The sequence below is a fragment of the Phnomibacter ginsenosidimutans genome (assembly GCF_009740285.1).
GTDB classification, from domain to species: Bacteria; Bacteroidota; Bacteroidia; order Chitinophagales; family Chitinophagaceae; genus Phnomibacter; species Phnomibacter ginsenosidimutans.
The window spans coordinates 2,523,822-2,543,363 of the sequence record NZ_CP046566.1 but is presented as its reverse complement, the minus strand read 5'-3'; the positions used below and the strand labels follow the sequence as shown (position 1 = coordinate 2,543,363).

Here is a 19,542-nt window from a genome sequence, read left to right as displayed (position 1 = left end):
ATTGATAGTTGACAGATGGTGGGAAAACAGGAAACAAAAAAAATCCGTGACAATCCGTTCCCCATCCGAAAACTCCGCGTCTCTTTCTGTCGCAGGCCTCCCGGCCTGTGACAGATGGTTACTCAATCAAAGGTTGCAACCTGTTCAAATAATGTCGCCCCTACAGGGCTTGGCGATTGTTGTTGCCCATTTACCCCGGGGTGAAACCCGGGGCTATGCTATTTCGCCCCGTTGGGGCTAATGTTGTTCCATCTGTGTACATCCGATCCCCATCCGTGAAAAATCCGCGTCCCAGCAATCCGCGTTCCCATATTTCGCACAACTTGTCCCGCTTAAAGCGGGAGAGTACACAGAGAACACAAAGGATTGAATTAAAATCCGTGTACATCCGTTCCCCATCCGTGAATAATCCGCGTCCCATTCATTCCGTCCCATCAATCCGTGTTCCCTAAAATTCAATGGCATTTCATACATTGCCCACTTCACCAACAACGATGCTATGCTTGCCCCATTTCATTACGGTACCGGCCATCTTACAGTAGATGTGGCCGTGGCCATTGCCAAAGGCCAATGCCCCGCCAGCCTGCAGGAAGAAGCCCTGCAGCGCATTGCCCGCAGCACCCAATCGGTACAACAAATTGTTGATGAAGGCCAAACGGTGTACGGTATTAACACTGGCTTTGGCATCCTTGCCAATACACCCATTTCCGCCGCCGATACCCGCACCCTGCAGTATAAAATTTTACAAAGCCATAGCGTAGGTGTAGGCGACCCCATACCAGTGTTGGTAGCCAAGCTCATGCTCATCACCAAAGTGCATGCACTGGCACAGGGCTACAGTGGGGTGCAGCTCAGCACCTTGCAGCGCATCATTTGGCATATCGACAATGATGTAATACCTGTGGTGCCCGAAAAAGGGAGTGTAGGGGCCAGTGGCGATTTAGCACCCTTGGCGCATCTGTTTTTGCCCCTCATTGGCTTGGGCGAATGTTATTACAAAGGACAACGGGTGGTAACGGCGCATGTATTGCAGCGGGAGCAACTGGAGCCCATTGCCTTAGGACCGAAAGAAGGGCTGGCACTCATCAATGGCACACAGTTTATTTTGGCCTTTGCCACACAGGCCGTGCAGCGCATGCACAATTGTTTGGATGCCGCCGACATCATTGGCGCCATGAGCCTCGAAGCCCTCACGGGTACCAAGGCTCCTTTTGATGAACGCCTTCATCAGCTGCGGCCTTTTGAAGGCAATCTGCTGGTGGCAAAAAGACTTCGCACATTGCTACATGGTTCACACATCATGGATAGCCATGTAGACTGTGGCCGGGTGCAAGACCCTTACAGTTTGCGTTGTATGCCGCAGGTGCATGGTGCCAGCCGCAATGCATGGCTGCACCTGAAAGCCCTCACCGAAACAGAGCTGAATGCCGTGACCGATAATCCCATCATCTTTGATGCACACGATACCATCAGTGGTGGAAATTTTCACGGTCAGCCACTGGCGCTGCCCTTGGATTATGCCTGTTTGGCGGCAGCGGAAATCGGCAACATCAGCGACCGGCGTTGCTACCTCTTGCTCGAAGGCAAGTGGGGCCTGCCCATGCTGCTGATGCAGGATGTGGGCCTCAACAGCGGCTTCATGATTCCGCAGTACACCACTGCAGCTTTGGTGACGGAAAATAAAACGCTCTGCTTCCCCGCCAGTGCTGATAGTATTCCCACTTCGCTGGGGCAGGAAGACCACGTAAGCATGGGCAGCATCAGCGGCCGCAAGCTCAATAAGGTGCTCGAAAATCTGGAATACATTCTCGCTATCGAACTATTGAGTGCCTGCCAGGCCATTGAATTCAGACGGCCACTGAAGAGCAGTGTGCTGTTGGAATTTGCCCACGACTATGTGCGGCAATTTGTAGGCTTCGCCAACGAAGACCGGATTTTTGCCAATGATATCAACGCCGTAGCCGGCCTCATCAAAGACTTCTCATTTGTGCAACAACTAAATGCCTTTGCAAAAGCGCAGGGGATTGAGTTTGAATGAGCAATGGGATTAGGGATTAGGGTTTGGTAATTAGTAATAAGAAACAAAGAATAAGGAAGTGGGGATGAACAATGTGGTGATGAGCTAATGAAAGAACACAAAGCATTGTGTGCCTCTGTGTAAACCTCCATTACCTCTGTGGTTAAAAAAAATCTTCGTGCTCCTTGTGCATCCTTCGCGTCTTCGTGGTTCAAAACCGCATGATGAAAGTCAACAACTCAAATCCCAATTACCTCAACCTTTGTGTTCCCTGTGTCTTCTTCGTGTCTTAGTGGTTAACAAAAATCAACGATATATGCCATACGATCCCATCCAATACAAAACACCAACCGGTACCAACATTACCTGCAAAGGCTGGATACAAGAAGCCGCCCTTCGCATGTTGCTCAACAACCTCGACCCCGAGGTAGCCGAACGCCCCGATGACCTGATTGTATATGGCGGCCGGGGCAAGGCAGCCCGCAATTTCGAAGCCCTCGACAACATCATCAAAGCACTCAAATTGTTGGACAATGATGAGAGCCTGCTCATCCAAAGTGGCAAGCCGGTGGGCATTTTAAAAACACATCCCGATGCACCACGGGTGCTCATCAGCAATAGCCAGCTGGTGCCCAACTGGGCCAACTGGCAGCACTTTGAAGAGCTCGAAAAAAGGGCCTCATGATGTATGGCCAAATGACCGCCGGCAGCTGGATATACATCGGTAGCCAGGGCATAGTGCAGGGCACGTATGAAACCTACGCCGCCATTGCCAACAAACATTTTGGTGGTAGCCTCAAAGGCACCCTCAATGTAACTGCCGGACTCGGTGGCATGGGCGGTGCTCAACCACTCGCCATTACCATGAATGAAGGCGTGGCGCTGGTGGCCGAAGTAGAAGAGTGGCGCATCGACAAACGCATCGAAACCAAGTACCTCGACGAAAAATATACCAGCATCGACCATGCCATTAATGCAGCGCTGCACTACCGCCGCGAAGGCATTGCTAAAAGCATTGGCGTGTTGTGCAATGCCGTGCACCTGCTCGACCATTTGTTGTCGAGAGACATTGTGCCCGATACCCTCACCGACCAAACCAGTGCCCACGATCCGCTGATAGGTTATGCCCCGCATACCCTCAGCATTGAGGATGCCAATGCACTGCGGCAGAGCAATCCCGAAGCATATCTGTCGCGGAGTTATGAAAGCATGCATTTGCATGTGCAGCTCATGATGGCACTGCAGCAAAAAGGCGCCATCACTTTTGATTATGGCAACAACCTGCGGGCCCGTGCATTGGAGCAAGAAAAGAATCACGGCAATCATTCTCAGTTTCCACCCTTAAGCAGTCATGCGTCTTTGTTCCCGGGGTTTGTGCCGGCGTATATCCGGCCGTTGTTTTGCGAGGGCAAGGGTCCGTTTCGCTGGGCGGCACTCAGCGGCGATCCCGAAGACATTGCTGTAACCGATGCCGTAATTGCCGAACTATTTCCGGAGAACCAGAGCCTGCAGCGCTGGCTGCAATTGGCCAAAGAAAAAATTGCCTTTCAGGGTTTGCCGGCCCGCATTTGCTGGCTGGGCCAGGGCGAACGGGAAAAAGCCGGCCTCGCTTTTAATGAGCTGGTGCGTACCGGCAAAGTGAAAGCCCCCATTGTGATTGGCCGCGACCATCTCGATACCGGTTCTGTGGCATCGCCCAACCGCGAAACCGAAGCCATGCTGGATGGCAGTGATGCCGTGGCCGATTGGCCCTTGCTCAATGCGCTGGTAAACACCGCAGGTGGTGCCAGTTGGGTGAGCTTGCACCATGGCGGCGGCGTAGGCATGGGCTACAGCATACATGCCGGTATGGTGATAGTGGCCGATGGTACCGATGCTGCGGCAGCCCGCCTGGCACGGGTGCTGCGCAACGATCCGGGTATGGGCGTTATCCGCCACGCCGATGCCGGCTACGACATAGCCAAAGACACGGCCAGGGCGCACCGGTTGAATTTGTTTGATTGAGGTTGGTAGTCGGTAGATACAGCTGAAGGCCTTCGGTTATTTGGTGAACGTTTTAAAAAATCAAATTGAAATGGTCACTAAAAAAATGTTCACGTAATGGTGTGTCGGCAATAATAGAAAGACGGTAGGTGTTGCCGGGAAAAAATGAGTGATTGCTTTCGCTGGCCTCCGGGCCAGTGAATAGTGGTTACTACACTTGCGGTGAATGCTGTTACCTCTCGAAGTGCTGGCAGAGTAACGTGCCCGTCACGGGCCGGGAGGCCTACGACAGTTAGTGGGTTGCCTTTGCATAGCCACGGCTTTTAACTATCCTGGCGCATGTGTTCTGCATAGCAGGCTACTTGTGCCAGCTTACATTGTCCCGATTGTATCGGGCATTCAGCACAAACTTTCCATTACTTGCTGCGCCACTATTGGTTTGTTTTATTTCATCCGGACACAGTCCGGCAGGATTGAAAAGTCACAAGTGATCCGCTTGGGCGGAACACTTGCGCCAGAAGGGAACTGCAGCCGATTAAAGATACTGAAGTTGAAAATATATTCTGTTTCTCATCCATGTTCGATCAGCCCGATATGTAGCTGATAGTAGCACTAAGATGAGGATTTATTCGTCGCCCCCTGCTGACGCAAAACTGAATGTTGTGTGCTTGTCCTTCTCACTTACATAATTTGTCAATTCTGTCTTGTGCATAGTCTGCGCCTAATTGCTTCGCTTTCTTCCAGTCAGTGCAAGCTCCTTGTTTGTCCCCCATATTATGTTTGGTGTTACCACGGTTGTAAAAAGCCATTGCATTAGTAGGGTCTAATGATATCGCTTTGTCATAATCTTTCAGGGCTTCATTGTATTCACCTGCTTCATCTCTATTAGCTGCTCGGTTCACAAGAGCACCAACAAAATCTGGTGCTAACTCAATAGCTTTGTCATAGTCTCGTTGCGCTGATTTCCATGTATGTAATTCATCCTTTGCAATAGCTCTGGAATACCAGGCATTGGGGTCTTTAGGGTCAAGCTTCAAAACTGTGGAGAGATGAACTATAGTCATCCCTAAATTTCTTTTGTTGTAAGCTTCCATTGCAAGGTCAAAATAATGTTCAGCCAAAGCAGTGTCAAGCTTAGGGAAATTTTGATTCTTTGGGTCTGTCAAAGCTCCATACCCATCCAACTTACAGTCAAATTCATAGCCCTTGCAATATAAGTCCAATGCCCAAAACAATAGATTGTCTTCGTCAACAGGAAACTCGGTAGCGTCCCCTGTAAGTTCCCAATAATCTTTTTTCTCTTTTACTGGGTTTGTTTTGAAGCCATAGTTATTTGAGAGAAAATTCGCCAACGAGTCAAGTCTCTCTTTTGAGTTTGAGATATAAATAAAGTCAAATGTTACTAAACTGTAATCCTTCATCCCATTTTTTACCATTCTGTCGTAAACAGAAGTCGCAGAAACCATTTCCTTGCCGAAGTTGTCATTAAATTCGGCTTCTGAAAAATATCTTTCCATTTTTTTAATCTGTCTTTTGTCGGTTGATTGACCCGAGCATGATGAAATTGAAATTGTCAGCAGAAGTATAGTTAGAAGTCTGGTCATAGCATAGCGCATAACGAGCAGGGCTTTATGCAGGTTGGAAAATAGCAATCCGTCTGCCGACAACCGCTGCTGATTGAAAAATTGATGTTGAATTTAAGAACTAAAGTTGAAAGTTGCTTGTCCTGCCCGAACCACAGCTTGGATTTGCAATTAGTTTATGCTTGTTGGTCATGACCAACAAGCATAAAACCCAATATTGTACGCAGTTCTTAAGTGGAATCGACCGTTATTTAATTTTCCATACTGTGTCTGATAACTTGTTTTGAGTAGGGATATGCGTGCCTTGGAAAATGTAGTAGTCGCCTGTTGACTTTATGATTTTATAATTAAATGTAGGCAGGTCTTCACCTTCGAAACTTTTCACTAACCCATAATTGTCTCGTAGTAATGAAATATTATATTCGCAATCGTTAATCCAGTCCACCTTCCACTCCGAAGTATTTCTTGTTTGTATTTCTGTTTGAATATGTAGTGTATCTTGTCTGTCAATTAAGAAGTCTGTCCCGGTGTTCTCTGAATGAAATGAAAACTTTCCAGTTTTAAAATTCTTGCAGTTTTGCGGCTTATATTCTGAGCAGGAGAGAATAATTATCGACAGCAGAATATATAAGGTACTTTTATGAATTTTCATATTCTTTAGAGTGTCTAAAAAAAATGCGTACAACGAACTGATATTTACGCAGCCCGGGATAGCTGCTGTGTCCGCCCGGTACCGATGCTGCCACGCGCAGGACTGTTGAAATTAGATACGCTGACCAGAGAAGTATTGTCTGCCCTGAACTAAAGCTGAGTAATGAACTAATGCCCGGAATTAACTCGTCCGCCCGGGTTGCGAAAATATTTTTGTTAGCTGCCGGTATTCCACCATTTTGTTTTGTCATTGATGTAGTCATTAACTTCTTTGATTTGCAAATATTCTTCATCGTCCAAACAACTATGCAGAAAATCTTTGTCTAACAATGCAAGCTTCTTTATCAATTCAAATTCAGTTGTCTTGTCGATTTTTTGTAAACAAATTAATTCGTAAATGCTCTCTCCTAATTTTTGACCCACATTCCAATTATCTTCAATAGCAATTCTGTCAACCAATTTATTTAGGGCATTTTGTAATGTTTCTAAATCAATATCGGCACCAACTTCTTCAATAAAATTACATAGTATTTCGGAAGCCAATTCTCTGGTTTGTTGAATTGTCGAATTTATATCACGTAAAAGCCTTGAAAGTGTTTCATAGTCACTCTTAAGTTCGCCAATGTCAAGTTCTGATAATTTGATAACGTCAATTTCAATTTTATCGTCGTAACTAAATTGTGCTTGCCACCCCACGCCATGAAAACTTATTTCACCTAATATCAATCCTTGCTCATTAGTTGTCTTGTGATTTGCAATATGTCCAATTGAAGAATTCATATAATAAGCAGGGTCATTTACTGGCAGCTAACGTCGAACGTATTGCGGTCAGTGCGGATATTTGGTACACTTCAGCCCCACTAATGTACAACGGCTAAATAGAATTGTGAAGTTCATCCCATGTGCTTCTGCCCGCATTGCTGCAATACGCTGTTAGGCGCAGATTAATGGTTTTCCACTTTTACATGTCGTCTTAGAATTCGCTTTAGCCACCAAACCGGCATGTCCACCTCGTGCAAATCAATCTCTTCGTCCGCAACGACGTCATTGCTAACGTATACGTCCATATAGTTCCGGTGTCGCTCATAGCGGAATTTGATGCAGATAACAGACTTCCAATACTTATTCCCTCTGTTTCTTGTCCAAAGCCGCTCTTCGTTTATTTTAATTAAAGTCTGTGCACGTTTAGGTTGACGCTTGAAAATAAAATACCAGCCAGCTAATAAGGCTCCACTAATAAGTACATCCTTAATAATCCACTTCCAAATTGAGTAGGCACACATTACACCAAGAAAAATAAAGACGGCAAAAAAGATGGGTTTTGATATCCTAGAGCGATTTATAATTATGTCCTTCAAACTTCTGGTGGTTTTGGTTGCGCCTAACGTCCGACAGCTTTGCGATGGGCTGGACTTCTGTGTTTCGTCTGCCGATACAATAGCTGATTAGAATTACTAATGATGAAAATAAGAACTAAAGTCGAATAATGAATGTCCAGCCGATAACTGCCGGCGAATAAAGATTTGTTGCCGATTGCTCTTCCGTCTGCCAGCCTATTGCAAAACTGCTGTTAGGCGTAGTTTAACGTTTGTTGTTGTAGCCTGGCATATAAGTCCAACCTTCTTCCTGTGTATTCGTGACCGTGTCTGGCACAGGGTAGTCCAACAGCAGCTTACTGTTATTTGGATTTTTAGAGGAAAATTCAACATAATATCTTCCGCCGTTAGCAACGACAGATTTTTCAAATTTGGCTGCAATCATTTCGTTTCCAGAATATTCAGTCATACCTACATTATAAGTAAATTCAACAGTCGGCTGGGAGCTTTTGATATTGTGATGTGTTTTGCCTGTCACTCCAATTGTGTATTTGAGATTTGCTTTTCTGTCTGCGGCATTTGCTTTTAAACGTCTACTATTATAAAAAGCAAAAACAATCAATGCTAAGACCACAACAATTGATGAAATAATTTTGCCTTTGTGCCACTCTCTTGTACCATCTTTCCAAAAGTTTTGCATTAAATCGTCCCAGAGGGTCATGCTGTAGAATTGTTTGTTCCTGTGTCGCTAATTGGATGGTTGCAAATTACGCCTAACACGTAAATATATGATACTGTTTTCAAAAAAGGTCTAACGAAACATTATTGATTATCAATGTTCTGGCGTTATACATTTTGTATTGTTTATTAGTACAATACACCCGGTTGTACAAATTGTATTGTTGGCATTTTACCAAATAAATGTGTTGTGCAATGCTGCGGGGCGGAGGCTATGCCAGTATTCATGAAGCCTAAGGATCCACTTCATGTCAAGTGTGCTGAAGTCAGCATGTCCTTTGATTGTCTTGCCCGATTTTGACTTGGCAGCAATGTCTCCTGCGAGGGAGTTTGCTGGTAAGGAAAAAAATAAGCTATTGTTATTTGCGGCGGCTTATCACCTCATACATTTTTTTGATTTCAGGTGGTGCCAGTGCTTCAGAAATGCAATATGTATTCGTCAATGTATCGGCAATAAAAGTTTGTATAACGAAATAATTATCTCCGGAAATGGGCGCATTATCCTGTAATATGATTGTGCAACCAATCTGGTGTAGGGTGTTGAAAATACTTTTTTTGGTTGTCTTGTTTAGCTTGACAGTTGTGCTGCTTTTTTCTCCTTTGATGTGTAAATAGCTTACAAAAGGCGTCATCGAATAGACCTTTTTTGTTTTAACGATGAGTGTGTAGTACTGAGGAATAAGCGAATTGTCATTGAACGCAATGGTCAATCTGTCAAATGTTAAGTTGTTGGCCTGCGATGATGTGTTGAAACAGTTCAAGGTTGAGATAAAGAATATCCATACAATTCTATTCATGCGTATTCATTTGCCGATAATGCAAACTAATTTATGCTGTTTGCAATTAGCCGCCGGTAGTTTGTTGATTAGGCCCTTTTACAAGGAGAGAAGTTACTGCAACAAATGTCCGGGTGCAATCCGAAGGATTGTTGAGAAACCTTTGCTTCAAGATGCTGTAGAATGGCACCATTGAGGGGGAGGATAGCAGCCATTAGATATAGTAAATCATTTTGCTTGTTCATGTATGCAAATCCCCACTGGACCTTTTTTCCAATGGGGATTTTTCGCTGGTAAACTGTGTCTGTTATACTTCACTTTTCTCGCTGCCTTTCAGGTCCCTTGTGTTTTTTTGGACGGCAATGGCACCAAAAATACTTAGCACAAAGGCCATGGCGTAGAAACCTTTTTCGCTGCGGGTGAGGTCGGCATTCCAAAGACCTACGGTGAGCAGTACGATGCTCAGCAGGGTGGCAAACCAGGCAATGCCGTAATACAAGCTCGTTACTGGTATGCCTTCCAGTTGGTCACGTACTGCTTTTTGAACGGAGATGGCGGCAAACAAACCAAACATGAGCACCGTAAAGTAGTAGCCTTTTTCGTTGAGTTGCATGTCTGCATTCCACAGGCCAATGATAAATGCCACCACGCCAATAATGAGGGCCAGCCAGGAGGCTGCCATAAATGCCGGTGATGGGCGGAGGGTAGATGTTTGCATATCGTTTTTGTATTGGTGATACACAAAACTATCGGCCGGGTATTAACCTCTACTTGACGCCCGTCAAGTAGCTCAAAGGGCTTGTTAAAGCATGAACAGATTATAATCGGCTGCGAATGCGGCTAATGGTTTCGGGTGTAGTGCCCAGGTAGCTGGCAATCATTTGAAGCGGTACCCGTTGCAGTATGTGTGGAGCTTGCTGCAGTAATTGCATGTAGCGGTCTTTAGGGCTGGTAAATTGCCCGTTTACAAATCGTTCTTCCAGGCGGATATAATATTTTTCGTAGGCTATACGTACTACCCGTTCAATATCGTGGTGTTGGTTGTACAAGGCTTCCAGCTGTGGCTTGCTGATGCGCCACAAAATGCTGCCCTCCAACAGTTGTATGTTTTCAACCGCTGCAGAGGCAGTAATAAAACTGTGAAAGGATGTAATGAAATCATGTTCGAAGCCAAACCAGTGCGTTACCTCTTTGTCCTCGCTGTGGTAGTAGCCACGTACTGCGCCAGCTTCTACAAAGTACAGGTGCCTGCAAACTTGTCCCTGGCGCAACAGGTAGTCGCCTTTGGCCATTACCTGTTCTTCAAGACAGCTTTCTAAGGCCGCACAGGCAGCAGTACTCAATGGATGGTATTGCTGGATATGGCTAAGTAACTGACGCATATTGCTGACAGGAATTACAAACGTATCGCCGATTCCAATGCCAGCTCAATCATGGGCAGCAGCGATTGCTCCCGTTGATCGGGCGATATTTTTTGCTGCGTCGGAATGATGTCGGACACAGTGAGCAGGCAGGCTGCTGATTTACCGAGGTAGCGGGCATTGGCAAACAGCGCAAAGGATTCCATTTCTACTACTGCACACTGATGTGCTGCAGCAATAGCGGGTAGTTCGGGATTGGCCCGGTAAAAATAATCGCTGGTATGCACCGAAGTATCGAGCACAGCTTGCTGACGGGCTGCCGCAGTTTCATTGATGATAGCATAGGCGTTGCCTTGTGGGAGCATCACTTCTTCTGCAAAGCCCCAGGCTTCTTTGGCAAAGGTGCTTTCGCTGGCCGATTTGGCCACATTGATGATATCAAACAACCGGAGGTTGCTGTGATAAGCACCACAGGTGCCAATGCGAATAATGTGCTGTACATCGTAGTTGCTGTACAGTTCATAACTGTAAATGCCGATAGAAGGGCAGCCCATGCCACTGGCACCTACGCTGATGCGATGGCCTTTGTACAAACCAGTGTAATAAAAAATATTGCGGGTGCTGCTCACCAGTGCAGCATCAGCTAAGAATTCAGTGGCTATGAGTTTTGCCCGTAGCGGATCGCCGGGCATTAATACTACTGGTGCTATGCTTCCTTCGGGGGCGGTTATGTGTATGCTCATGTGGAGAAAGGGTACGATAAATTATTTACGGGGTAGATTTTTCAGCATTTTCGGAATGTAATACCGGATGGATGCATCAATGGGCATGGTTTGCGATTCTATGGCTTTGCCCTGCATCACACTGCGCCATATGATGGCTTTGGTTTTGGTGTCAATCATATCTATCACCATCGAGCCTTCCCGTAGTGTATCTACCGTCATTTTTCCATTGAAAGCATAGGGTCGGTTGTCGCTGCTGAAATAGTAGATGCCGCTACCGGGTGCAGTGCCTGCCCGCATGTAGGTGCCGCCACTTACAGCGCTGCCACTTTGGTTGTAGAGCGGTATACTGGCCGCATTGTACACTTGTGGGTTGTATACCACTTCTTGTTGCTGGTTGCCCTGGTAGGTTCTGTTGATAACGAGGTGATAGGTAAACAAACAATCGGGATGCAGGGTGTCGAGCACCAAGCCTTTCTTTTCGAGAGCCGTGCGACCCTCTGCTGCAAGCAGTGGCAAAAAGCGGTTGTTGTTCAGCATTTTGGCATACTGGGTATCTGTAGTAGGCAAAAACGCAAAGGTTTTGTATTGATCGTAGCCGGTGGGCAATAGTTTTTCTGAAGAGTAAAGTACGTTAGAATTGGAGCAGGCAGAAAGTATTATCAGCAAGAACGCTGCCCAGGAAAGCTTTTGCAACATAGCATGTGTATTATATCCGCAATGTAGCTAAATCAGACCGATTGCCTGCGGGTAGCCGATGCTTTGTTATAGAGAAAAAATATCAACCGTTTGCATTTGTACTCACTACAGGCCTGTATATTTGGTTTACCCTGAAAGTCATCTGAGAGAAAGTACATTTCCCTGTTTCATCTGTTTGTTTAATACCTGTAGTCAACCAATCCGTTGGTTGGGCAATGCGCTGCACTGGCAATGAAATGCTGTGATGCATGCATTCGGGTATGGCAATAAGATGCTTGTACCAATGATAAAATGACAGTATGCAACAGCCACAGGGAAGTGACACTTTGTTTGCGCAACATTGGAATATTTACCAACAGATTATTGCGCATAATTACATGCAGCACCAGGCGCTTTCGGCACTGGTCAATCCATGGCACAGCAATGCCTTTGGCCATACGGTCATATCATTACTCGATATTGGTGCTGGCGATGCAAGAATCATTGCCCGGCAAAAACCAAGGGGGCTGCTCTGTCATTACACCGGTATTGATGTAAGTGCTGAAGCAATACAGCTGGCAGAAAAGCATTTGCAAGAAGCCAATATTCCAGCCACATTGCATTGTCAGGATTTTATGACCCTGTTGCCACAGTTGACAAATACTTTTCATGTGGTGTACGCATCCTTTGCCTTGCATCATGTAAGCAATGATGACAAAAGGAAAGTATTGCAAGAAATTTGCAGATTGCTGCAGCCCAAGGGCCAATTTGTTTGGATAGATGTTTTTGCACGGGAGCATCAGTCACGTGAGCATTATCTGGAAGCATACCAGCAACGCATGCAGCAATGGACGGCCCTTGATGCAACAGCCCTGCAATTACTCACCCATCACGTAGTCCGGTTTGATTTTCCCTGCAGCATAAATGAAGCCATGCGCTGGTCACGGGAAGCAGGCCTGACCTGCACCAGTGCACACATGGCAGACGATGTGCATGGCATTTTAGTACTGCAAAAACCGTAAGCTTACTTAATCATTGTAGTACCCTTCACTCAAACCAAATTGCCGTTCCGGCGCATTGTTTTCGATGGCATGAAAGGCATTGGGCGATAAGCCTGTAAAAGTTTTGTAGGCTTTGGCCAAATGCTGGTAGTCGTGAAAATGACTTTCCAGTGCTATGCGCAGCCAGCTGAATTGCGGCTTGCTGTTGCGCAGCCGGAATGCTTTGTCGAAACGAATGATGCGTTCGTAGGTCTTAGGATTGATGCCGGTTCTTTCTGCAAAACATCTTTCCAGTTGCCGGCTGCTGAGGCATGCGGCTTTGGCCATGGCATCTACCGACACCATTCCATTTTGCTGCAGCAGCCAGCGGCAGGCATCATCTACCGGTAGCAAACTGCGCCGCTGCCGGTGTATGAGCTGGCGAACAAAATCGTTGGCAAGGTCGAGCATAGCGGCGTAGCTGTCAGCATCCCGCAGTTGTTCATTTACCTGCAATACGTTGGTAGTGAAAAAGTGTTGTGCCGGCAGGTATTGATTGCAAATTTCGGAAGCAGGTATACCGGTGAGGTTGTACAAGGCGCCGGGGTAAAAGATAATCTGAAATACAAGGAAGTTGTGCCCGATGATGCGGTGCGTTACTTCAGAAAGCTGGCCATACAACACCACGGGTAAATGTTGTTGCATGGTGCCCTGCTGATCGAACAATACTGTTTCAGTATCGAAAGGATAAAAAGCGAGGCAATGTTCGGGGCGGGGTGGGTAAGCTTTTGGCGGAATGGCTTGCCCCGCCTCAAAACGGAGGTGTACTATGCGGTACAGTTGTACAAACTGTTGCACATCGGGGGCAGGTATAAAATCTTTCAGTAGCAAGGGCGATGGATGCAAAGAGGAAGATAAAAAGTTTGGCAGAAAGCAGTGCTGAAAACTACATAGCCTACTGCCAAACAATGAGGGTAAGCATGTTACAAACTGAGGGGTGGGCCCACCACTTTCATATCGTGTTCGGCATGTATGCGGTCCATTTCTTCGGGTGTGGGGCGGGTGGTCATCTTGTTCATCAATTGAAAAAACTCTTCCATTTTGCCGGCTGGTTGCAGCAGGTAAATGAGGCGGCCTTTGTCGCTCAGTTGTATCCAGGTGTGGGGTATGCCACGGGGTAGAAAAATGGTTTGCCCGGGGCCAAGCACATGTGTTTCATCGCCTACCACAAAGCGGTATTCGCCTTCTATAACCGTAAATATTTCATCTTGCTTAAAGTGAATATGCAGCATGGGGCCCACTTTGCCCAAGCCCGTGTAGTCGAACATGCTGAGTTGGCCGTCGGTGTCTTTGCTGCTGATTTTTAAATCGTTGGGGTGAACGCCCAAAAACTTCACCACATCGCCAAACCTCGATTGGCCACTGCCTACTACAAAAGGTTTGGGGTTTGATGCTGGCGGTGTTTCGGTGTAGCCCGATTTGGCCAGGGCGAGTGCTGGCACGGCCAGCAGGCTGTTGAGTAAAAATTGTTTGCGTTTCATGACGGATGGATTTGATACCGCTAAAATGCAACAACCGCTTAGCCTGCTGTTGGTACAAATCCGACATGTTTTAGAACCATTTACCCCAAAGGCTGTTGTATTTTTTTATCCCAAATTAGTTTTACCAAAAATCACACACCCGTTTTCACTGCACAACACTTCAACCATGACAACCCCTCAAGACTTTTCGCAACTCACTACGGCGGCCCTGCGCAAAAAAAAGCAGCTGCACAAAACCCTGCTAGGCGTTTGCATTGGTTTTGCATTGGCCATTATGGCTACGGTATTGTATTTGTCGGTGGTTGAGCGGCTATTCTCATCCAGTTTTGTTGCCCTCTTCGCCATTTTACCCGCGTTACTTTTCAACGCTACACAACTCAAACCCATTGATGATGAGTTGAACAACAGAAAGCATTCATAAATAAAAAAGGGAACCAAACGGCTCCCTTTTTTTATGCTGCGTAACTGCAAAAGCGTTACTTCTTTTTTACCACGTACAACTTGCCCGAGTCGGTTACGGTGTACAGTTTACCTTCGAGGTAAGCCACGTCACGAAAGCGTTCGGTGAGTTCAGTGAGCAGGCGTTCTTCGCCCACTACACGGCCGTTTTCCAGTTTCAAACGGTTGAGATGCATGCCGCTAAGACAGGCAATGATGAGGTTGTTTTCCCACTCGGGTATGGCATTGCCTTTGTAAAAAGTCATGCCGCTGGGAGAAATCACAGGATCCCAATAATATACAGGTTGTTCCATGCCCTCTTTTTGCTGAATGGCATCACCAATGGATGGACCTGCATATTCAATACCGTAGGTAATGATGGGCCAGCCATAGTTTTTGCCGGGTTTGATGAGGTTGAGTTCATCGCCACCACGGGGGCCAAATTCGGCTTCCCACAACTCACCGGTTACAGGATGCATGTCGAGGCTCTGCGGGTTGCGGTGGCCATAGCTCCATATTTCGGGCATCACATCGGCACGGCCAATGAAGGGATTGCCGGGAGCGGGTTTGCCCTCTTTGGTAATGCGAAACACTTTGCCCAAACCACTGTTGAGCCACTGCGATTGTTTGCGGCCATCGAGGTTGCTGCGTTCGCCCACCGTTACAAACAAGTAGCCTTCTTTATCGAACAGCAGGCGAGAGCCAAAGTGCAGGCTGCTCTTGAGTTTGGGCGTAGCCCGAAAGATGACGCTTATGTTTTGAATGCTGTTTTCATCGGCAGCCAACTGGCCTTTGGCCACGGCAGTCAGGTTAGAGTCGCCCTGCTGCTCGCTGTATGCCCAGTAAAGGGTTTTGTTGCTGGCGAAATCAGGATCGGGCACTACATCTAGCAGGCCACCCTGACCACGATCGGCTACGGCGGGCAGACCGGGTGATCTTATGTTGCAGCTGACCATCCGTACCGCGAATTTCCATGTAGCCCGATTTGATGGTGAGCAAGAGTCGACCATCGGGCAGGGGCACCACGGCCCAAGGGCGGCCCAGTCCTTCGGCGAGTTTCACGGCTTCGTAAGCAGTGGCGGAGGTCATGCCGGGGCCACGGGTTTGGCCTTCAAATGCAGGTTTGTAATTGCTGTTGGCTTTGCCGGTTTCTACCGGTGCGCCGGGGGCTGCTGGCTTGGGCTGGGCGGTACATGCCATTGCAAAAACCAATGCCAGGCTGGCAAAAGCGGAAGTCTTTATCATAGTATTTGTAAAAATGGAGGCGGTAAAGGTAGATGAAACAAGTGGACGAGGTGACTGGTTCACGTGGTTACGAGTGGACTAGTTCCAGCGTTCGAAAGTTCAAAAGTTCCAACGTTCACAAGTTATTGTGTTCACAAGTACTTGTACTAGTTTTTGTATGTTGAATGATAATTGTTGATGAAAGCTATGTGGACTTCACAATCGGAGAAAAATTGTGCTTATTTTTTCCATTTTTAAGCCTGAAACAAATGAATGGTTCATGTAGATTATTCACCTCATTTTTTCAATGGACATTTTAAAACCGAATTATGCAAAGCACCAGTTTTGAAATTATTGGCGAGAATGCTTTTCAATTAGTGAAGGATACATTGTTTTACTACCGGCAAAATTGCCACATCAGTGAGTATGCCAATGGCTTAATCATGGCGCATGAAGATTACAGTTTTATGAACGGGAATCATGGCATGATTGTGTTTCGGTTAGACACATCCAAAGGCAGCAATCATTTGATGATGGAAATGCTTGTGGGCGGTATGTATGGTGGGCTGTTTAAATGGGGCGAAGGCGGTAGTAGTAAAAGGCGATTGAATCACATAGCTGGCTTATTGAAAAAACTGGCAACGGAAAAGCAATTGCAAGTGACGCAGCAACAAACAATTGAAGTGAATTAAGATCCGGTAAATTACTTCAGAGGTCACAAGTTCCAGCGTTCACAATTCTGAATATGTTAGTCGCATGTGCCACCTAATTAACCAATCAACCAATTAACTCGTCAACTCATCAACTTGTCAACTCATCAACCCGTCAACCTTCCAACCTACCAACCCTAACTATGCTGCCTCCGCAGGTACTGCGTCAGTATCACAATTTGCTGGTTTTCGATACGGCCTTCAATCTGGTTCACATTGTCGGGTACCAGGCGGATGTTGCGGATAACAGTACCTACCCGGGCATTCACAGTGCTACCTTTTACATCAAGGCTTTTGGTGAGCACCACGGTATCGCCGCTGAAGAGTTGGGCACCATTGCAATCGCGGTGCAGATTTACCGTGCCGTCGCTTTCGTGGTCGCCGGTGGCTTTGGCAAAGGCCAGCCATTCATCGGTGAGGAAGAGCATGTCCAGCAGGTCGGCGGCCCAGCTTTCGTTGCGCAGCCGGTTGAGCATGCGCCAGCTTACCACCTGCACGGCAGGCACTTCGCTCCACATGCTGGTGCTGAGGCATTGCCAGTGGTTGTGGTCCAGTTCGGCTTTTTGCTCAATTTGCTGCAGGCAGGTGTCGCAAACCATCATCACAGTGTCGGCCGAGGGAATGTCTTGCGGCGGCACTTCGTACAATTTCAGCGGGCTGCTGGCGGCACACAATTCACACTGTCCCTGGCTGCGCTGCTGCGCTACGGCTTCTGGCTTCATAACTGTTGGTTATTTTTCTGGCGGCGAATGTAAAGTTTTTGCTGGTGGCAGATGGCTAAAAAAAACAAAAACGGAGCCCCGAAGGACTCCGCTGTTCATGGTGGGTGTAGGGTTCAGATCAATTATTTGATGCGATAGCCAAAGCCCATTTGCAGGCTGTTGAGGCGCAGGTAGCCGCTGCCATTTTTAATGGTATTTACAGCACCCCATTCTTTGGCAATGAATACTTCGAACTTTTGGTAAAGCGTAAATTTCATCATCAGCCTTGGGCCCATGTTTAGCCGCTTGGCATTGCTGAATTTTGCCGACTGGCTGTTGCCATCTTCATCGGTTATTTTACCACTCAGTGCATACTGGCCAAACAGACCGGCGCCAATGCCAAACATAAAGTCGGTGTCCTTCATGTTGTCCCGCACTTCAAAATCGCTGAGGTCAATGGGAATGTTGTAGAGCAGCGTAACGGGTACGGAAACGTTTTGAATTTTGGTGTATTGGCTAAAAGGAACTCCGTTGCGGCTGGCATCAAAGCTGTATCCGGTGGTTACTTTTTGCAGTCCGGTTTCTACTTCCAGTTTTTTTATCAGGGGGAGATTTACGTGTACGCCGTAGGTAAAGTTTGCGCCACCCTCTGTGATGGGCAAATTGTACATGTTGCTGTAATCCGTTTTTGCACCGGTAAAATTGACTCCTGCATAAATGCCATAACCGATTTTCTGTGCCTGTGCTGTGCCTGCCAACAGCAGCATGGCTGCGGCAATGATTGTTCCTTTCTTCATGGGGTTTGTTTACCCTACAAATGAAAGGTTACAGCAGTTACGGCCGCATACCGTGTAGCGGGTATTTTGGTTATTGCTGCAGGGCTTTCCATGCCTCCAGTGGCCGGTCGGTACTCATCATGTCGGCACCGGCTTTGTACCAGCTTTGGTACAGCGTATCGCTTTTGGCAGCCGCCATTTTGTCGAGGTTGCCTAATGTGCCGAGTATGCAGCGGATGCCTTTGCTGTGCAGGGTTTGCAGCCAGGTACTGTTGGGCTCACGGGTACCCACAAAAGCAATCATGCGGTTGTCGGGTATGCCCAAGGCTTTGTGGCGGTTGTATTCTTCTTCGTTGCGGATGGTTACAGAAATCATCACCTCTTTATCGAGCTGGTGTACTTTGGCTGCATCCTGTGCATTGTAGGTAATGATGGCAGCATAGCGATGGGCTTTGTATTGCTGCACCAGCGCCACAACTTTTTCGAAAGGCACACTGCGTTTTACATCGAGGGTGTAAGTCACTTTGTTGCTGCCCCATGCCAGCACTTGTTCCAATGTAGGAATGCGAAAGTTGGTGAGGTTGCCCATGTTGTCTTTCAGCAGCAGGGTTTGGCTGTAGGCAAACAATGAATCGCTGATTTTGCCGCTGCCGGTGGTAGTGCGGTTATAGCTGTCGTCGTGCATCATCAGCAGTACGCTGTCTTTGCTCATACTGATGTCGCATTCAATGGTCACGGGCATTTGTGCTGCCAGCCAGGCAAACGATTCGATGCAGTTTTCGGGGTAGCCTTTGTAATCGCCGCCACCGCGGTGGGCACTAATGGCTGCTGCTTTACCGGGTTGGTATTGAAAAAAATCAGCCGGCGTGTTGCTGCTCTTGCGGCTGCTGCTGCAACCCAATGTCAACACTGCCAGAAAAAGCAACCCGTACAAACCACGACGCATCATACAACCATTTTTTAGGAGGGCGAAGATAGGAGGAGATGTATGATGTCTGATGTGGGATGTCTGATGTGGGCAGCCTTTCCTGTCGCAGGCCTCCCGGCCTGTGACAAAAAAGTTACTCTCTAATTGTAGTCAACGATTAACCTAAATAATCTGTGTATCTGTGGCTAATCTATTTTGCCTTGTTGGTTTGCATTTTCTGTCGCAGGCCTCCCGGCCTGTGACAAAGGGTTACTCTCTTTGTCAATCAGTAACCAAAAAATCTGTGCATCAGCGCTAATGTATTTTTGCCTTGTTGGTTTTGCTGCATTAGTAACGCACCGTCACAGGCCGGGAGGCCTGCGACAGCTGTTCGATTCCGAAAAAATCTGTGCATCAGCGCTAATGTATTTTACCTTCTT

General features: G+C 47.1%; 21 protein-coding genes. 6 read left to right on the top strand and 15 right to left on the bottom strand.

What is annotated here, in order from left to right:
* The first annotated feature begins 499 nt into the window (after positions 1-499).
* The 3 genes from hutH (at position 500) to hutU (ending at position 4,021) form a co-directional block, all read left to right on the top strand.
* Positions 500-2,038 (top strand): histidine ammonia-lyase, encoded by a 1,539-nt coding sequence (gene hutH / locus GLV81_RS11070; RefSeq protein ID WP_157478921.1) that lies wholly within the window; start codon positions 500-502, stop codon positions 2,036-2,038.
* Positions 2,039-2,333: 295 nt separating this feature from the next.
* Complete coding sequence (locus tag GLV81_RS20360; protein ID WP_246185940.1) at positions 2,334-2,702, top strand: urocanate hydratase family protein; 369 nt, start codon at positions 2,334-2,336, stop codon at positions 2,700-2,702.
* The gene (hutU, locus tag GLV81_RS11065) at positions 2,699-4,021 is read left to right on the top strand and encodes a urocanate hydratase (RefSeq protein WP_246185939.1); all 1,323 of its coding nucleotides are present in this window, start codon (positions 2,699-2,701) and stop codon (positions 4,019-4,021) included. Before GLV81_RS20360 ends, hutU begins: the two co-directional genes overlap by 4 nt.
* A gap of 656 nt (positions 4,022-4,677) precedes the next feature.
* On the opposite strand, the gene GLV81_RS11060 is transcribed toward hutU, so the two are convergent.
* The 8 genes from GLV81_RS11060 to GLV81_RS11025 form a co-directional block, all read right to left on the bottom strand.
* The gene (locus GLV81_RS11060; protein WP_197428245.1) at positions 4,678-5,667 is read right to left on the bottom strand and encodes a tetratricopeptide repeat protein; all 990 of its coding nucleotides are present in this window, start codon (positions 5,665-5,667) and stop codon (positions 4,678-4,680) included.
* 783 nt (positions 5,668-6,450) lie between these two features.
* Positions 6,451-7,014 carry a hypothetical protein gene (locus tag GLV81_RS11055; RefSeq protein ID WP_157478919.1) on the bottom strand — a complete coding sequence of 188 codons (564 nt, stop codon included), beginning with the start codon at positions 7,012-7,014 and terminating at the stop codon, positions 6,451-6,453.
* Positions 7,015-7,815: 801 nt separating this feature from the next.
* Entirely contained in the window at positions 7,816-8,271 is a 456-nt protein-coding gene (locus GLV81_RS11050) for a hypothetical protein (RefSeq protein ID WP_157478918.1), read from the bottom strand.
* Positions 8,272-8,647: 376 nt separating this feature from the next.
* Complete coding sequence (locus tag GLV81_RS11045) at positions 8,648-9,085, bottom strand: hypothetical protein (RefSeq protein WP_157478917.1); 438 nt, start codon at positions 9,083-9,085, stop codon at positions 8,648-8,650.
* 286 nt (positions 9,086-9,371) lie between these two features.
* On the bottom strand, positions 9,372-9,782 hold the full coding sequence (yiaA, locus tag GLV81_RS11040) for an inner membrane protein YiaA (protein WP_157478916.1): 411 nt from the start codon (positions 9,780-9,782) through the stop codon (positions 9,372-9,374).
* A gap of 100 nt (positions 9,783-9,882) precedes the next feature.
* Entirely contained in the window at positions 9,883-10,446 is a 564-nt protein-coding gene (locus tag GLV81_RS11035) for a Crp/Fnr family transcriptional regulator (RefSeq protein WP_197428244.1), read from the bottom strand.
* Positions 10,447-10,460: 14 nt separating this feature from the next.
* A complete protein-coding gene (locus GLV81_RS11030; RefSeq protein ID WP_157478915.1) occupies positions 10,461-11,168 on the bottom strand; it encodes a purine-nucleoside phosphorylase in 708 nt (235 codons plus the stop codon).
* A gap of 21 nt (positions 11,169-11,189) precedes the next feature.
* A complete protein-coding gene (locus tag GLV81_RS11025) occupies positions 11,190-11,846 on the bottom strand; it encodes a DUF4136 domain-containing protein (protein WP_157478914.1) in 657 nt (218 codons plus the stop codon).
* Positions 11,847-12,145: 299 nt separating this feature from the next.
* Here GLV81_RS11025 and GLV81_RS11020 point away from each other — a divergent pair, with 299 nt between their 5' ends.
* Positions 12,146-12,847: a class I SAM-dependent methyltransferase gene (locus tag GLV81_RS11020; RefSeq protein WP_157478913.1), complete on the top strand. Its 702-nt coding sequence runs from the start codon at positions 12,146-12,148 to the stop codon at positions 12,845-12,847.
* Positions 12,848-12,853: 6 nt separating this feature from the next.
* Here GLV81_RS11020 and GLV81_RS11015 read toward each other — a convergent pair whose 3' ends face one another.
* The gene (locus GLV81_RS11015; protein ID WP_197428243.1) at positions 12,854-13,711 is read right to left on the bottom strand and encodes a helix-turn-helix domain-containing protein; all 858 of its coding nucleotides are present in this window, start codon (positions 13,709-13,711) and stop codon (positions 12,854-12,856) included.
* Between the two features lie 77 nt (positions 13,712-13,788).
* Complete coding sequence (locus GLV81_RS11010; RefSeq protein WP_157478911.1) at positions 13,789-14,346, bottom strand: cupin domain-containing protein; 558 nt, start codon at positions 14,344-14,346, stop codon at positions 13,789-13,791.
* A 166-nt stretch (positions 14,347-14,512) separates the two neighbouring features.
* Between GLV81_RS11010 and GLV81_RS11005 the strand changes: the two genes are divergently transcribed.
* Positions 14,513-14,767 (top strand): hypothetical protein, encoded by a 255-nt coding sequence (locus GLV81_RS11005; RefSeq protein WP_157478910.1) that lies wholly within the window; start codon positions 14,513-14,515, stop codon positions 14,765-14,767.
* A 55-nt stretch (positions 14,768-14,822) separates the two neighbouring features.
* Here the strand turns inward: GLV81_RS11005 and GLV81_RS11000 are convergent, their stop codons facing one another.
* Positions 14,823-15,740, bottom strand: coding sequence for a PQQ-dependent sugar dehydrogenase (locus tag GLV81_RS11000; RefSeq protein WP_246185938.1), 918 nt, complete (start codon positions 15,738-15,740; stop codon positions 14,823-14,825).
* A complete protein-coding gene (locus GLV81_RS20355; RefSeq protein ID WP_246185937.1) occupies positions 15,652-16,029 on the bottom strand; it encodes a PQQ-dependent sugar dehydrogenase in 378 nt (125 codons plus the stop codon). The genes GLV81_RS11000 and GLV81_RS20355 overlap by 89 nt, the downstream gene beginning before the upstream one ends.
* 308 nt (positions 16,030-16,337) lie before the next feature.
* On the opposite strand from GLV81_RS20355, the gene GLV81_RS10995 reads away from it, so the two are divergent.
* The gene (locus GLV81_RS10995) at positions 16,338-16,700 is read left to right on the top strand and encodes a hypothetical protein (RefSeq protein WP_157478909.1); all 363 of its coding nucleotides are present in this window, start codon (positions 16,338-16,340) and stop codon (positions 16,698-16,700) included.
* 155 nt (positions 16,701-16,855) lie between these two features.
* Here the strand turns inward: GLV81_RS10995 and GLV81_RS10990 are convergent, their stop codons facing one another.
* From GLV81_RS10990 to GLV81_RS10980, 3 genes are all read right to left on the bottom strand, one after another.
* A complete protein-coding gene (locus GLV81_RS10990; protein ID WP_157478908.1) occupies positions 16,856-17,440 on the bottom strand; it encodes a PhnA domain-containing protein in 585 nt (194 codons plus the stop codon).
* A gap of 122 nt (positions 17,441-17,562) precedes the next feature.
* Positions 17,563-18,216: an outer membrane beta-barrel protein gene (locus tag GLV81_RS10985; protein WP_157478907.1), complete on the bottom strand. Its 654-nt coding sequence runs from the start codon at positions 18,214-18,216 to the stop codon at positions 17,563-17,565.
* A gap of 70 nt (positions 18,217-18,286) precedes the next feature.
* A complete protein-coding gene (locus tag GLV81_RS10980; protein WP_197428242.1) occupies positions 18,287-19,144 on the bottom strand; it encodes a glycerophosphodiester phosphodiesterase family protein in 858 nt (285 codons plus the stop codon).
* Between the last annotated feature and the right edge of the window lie 398 nt (positions 19,145-19,542).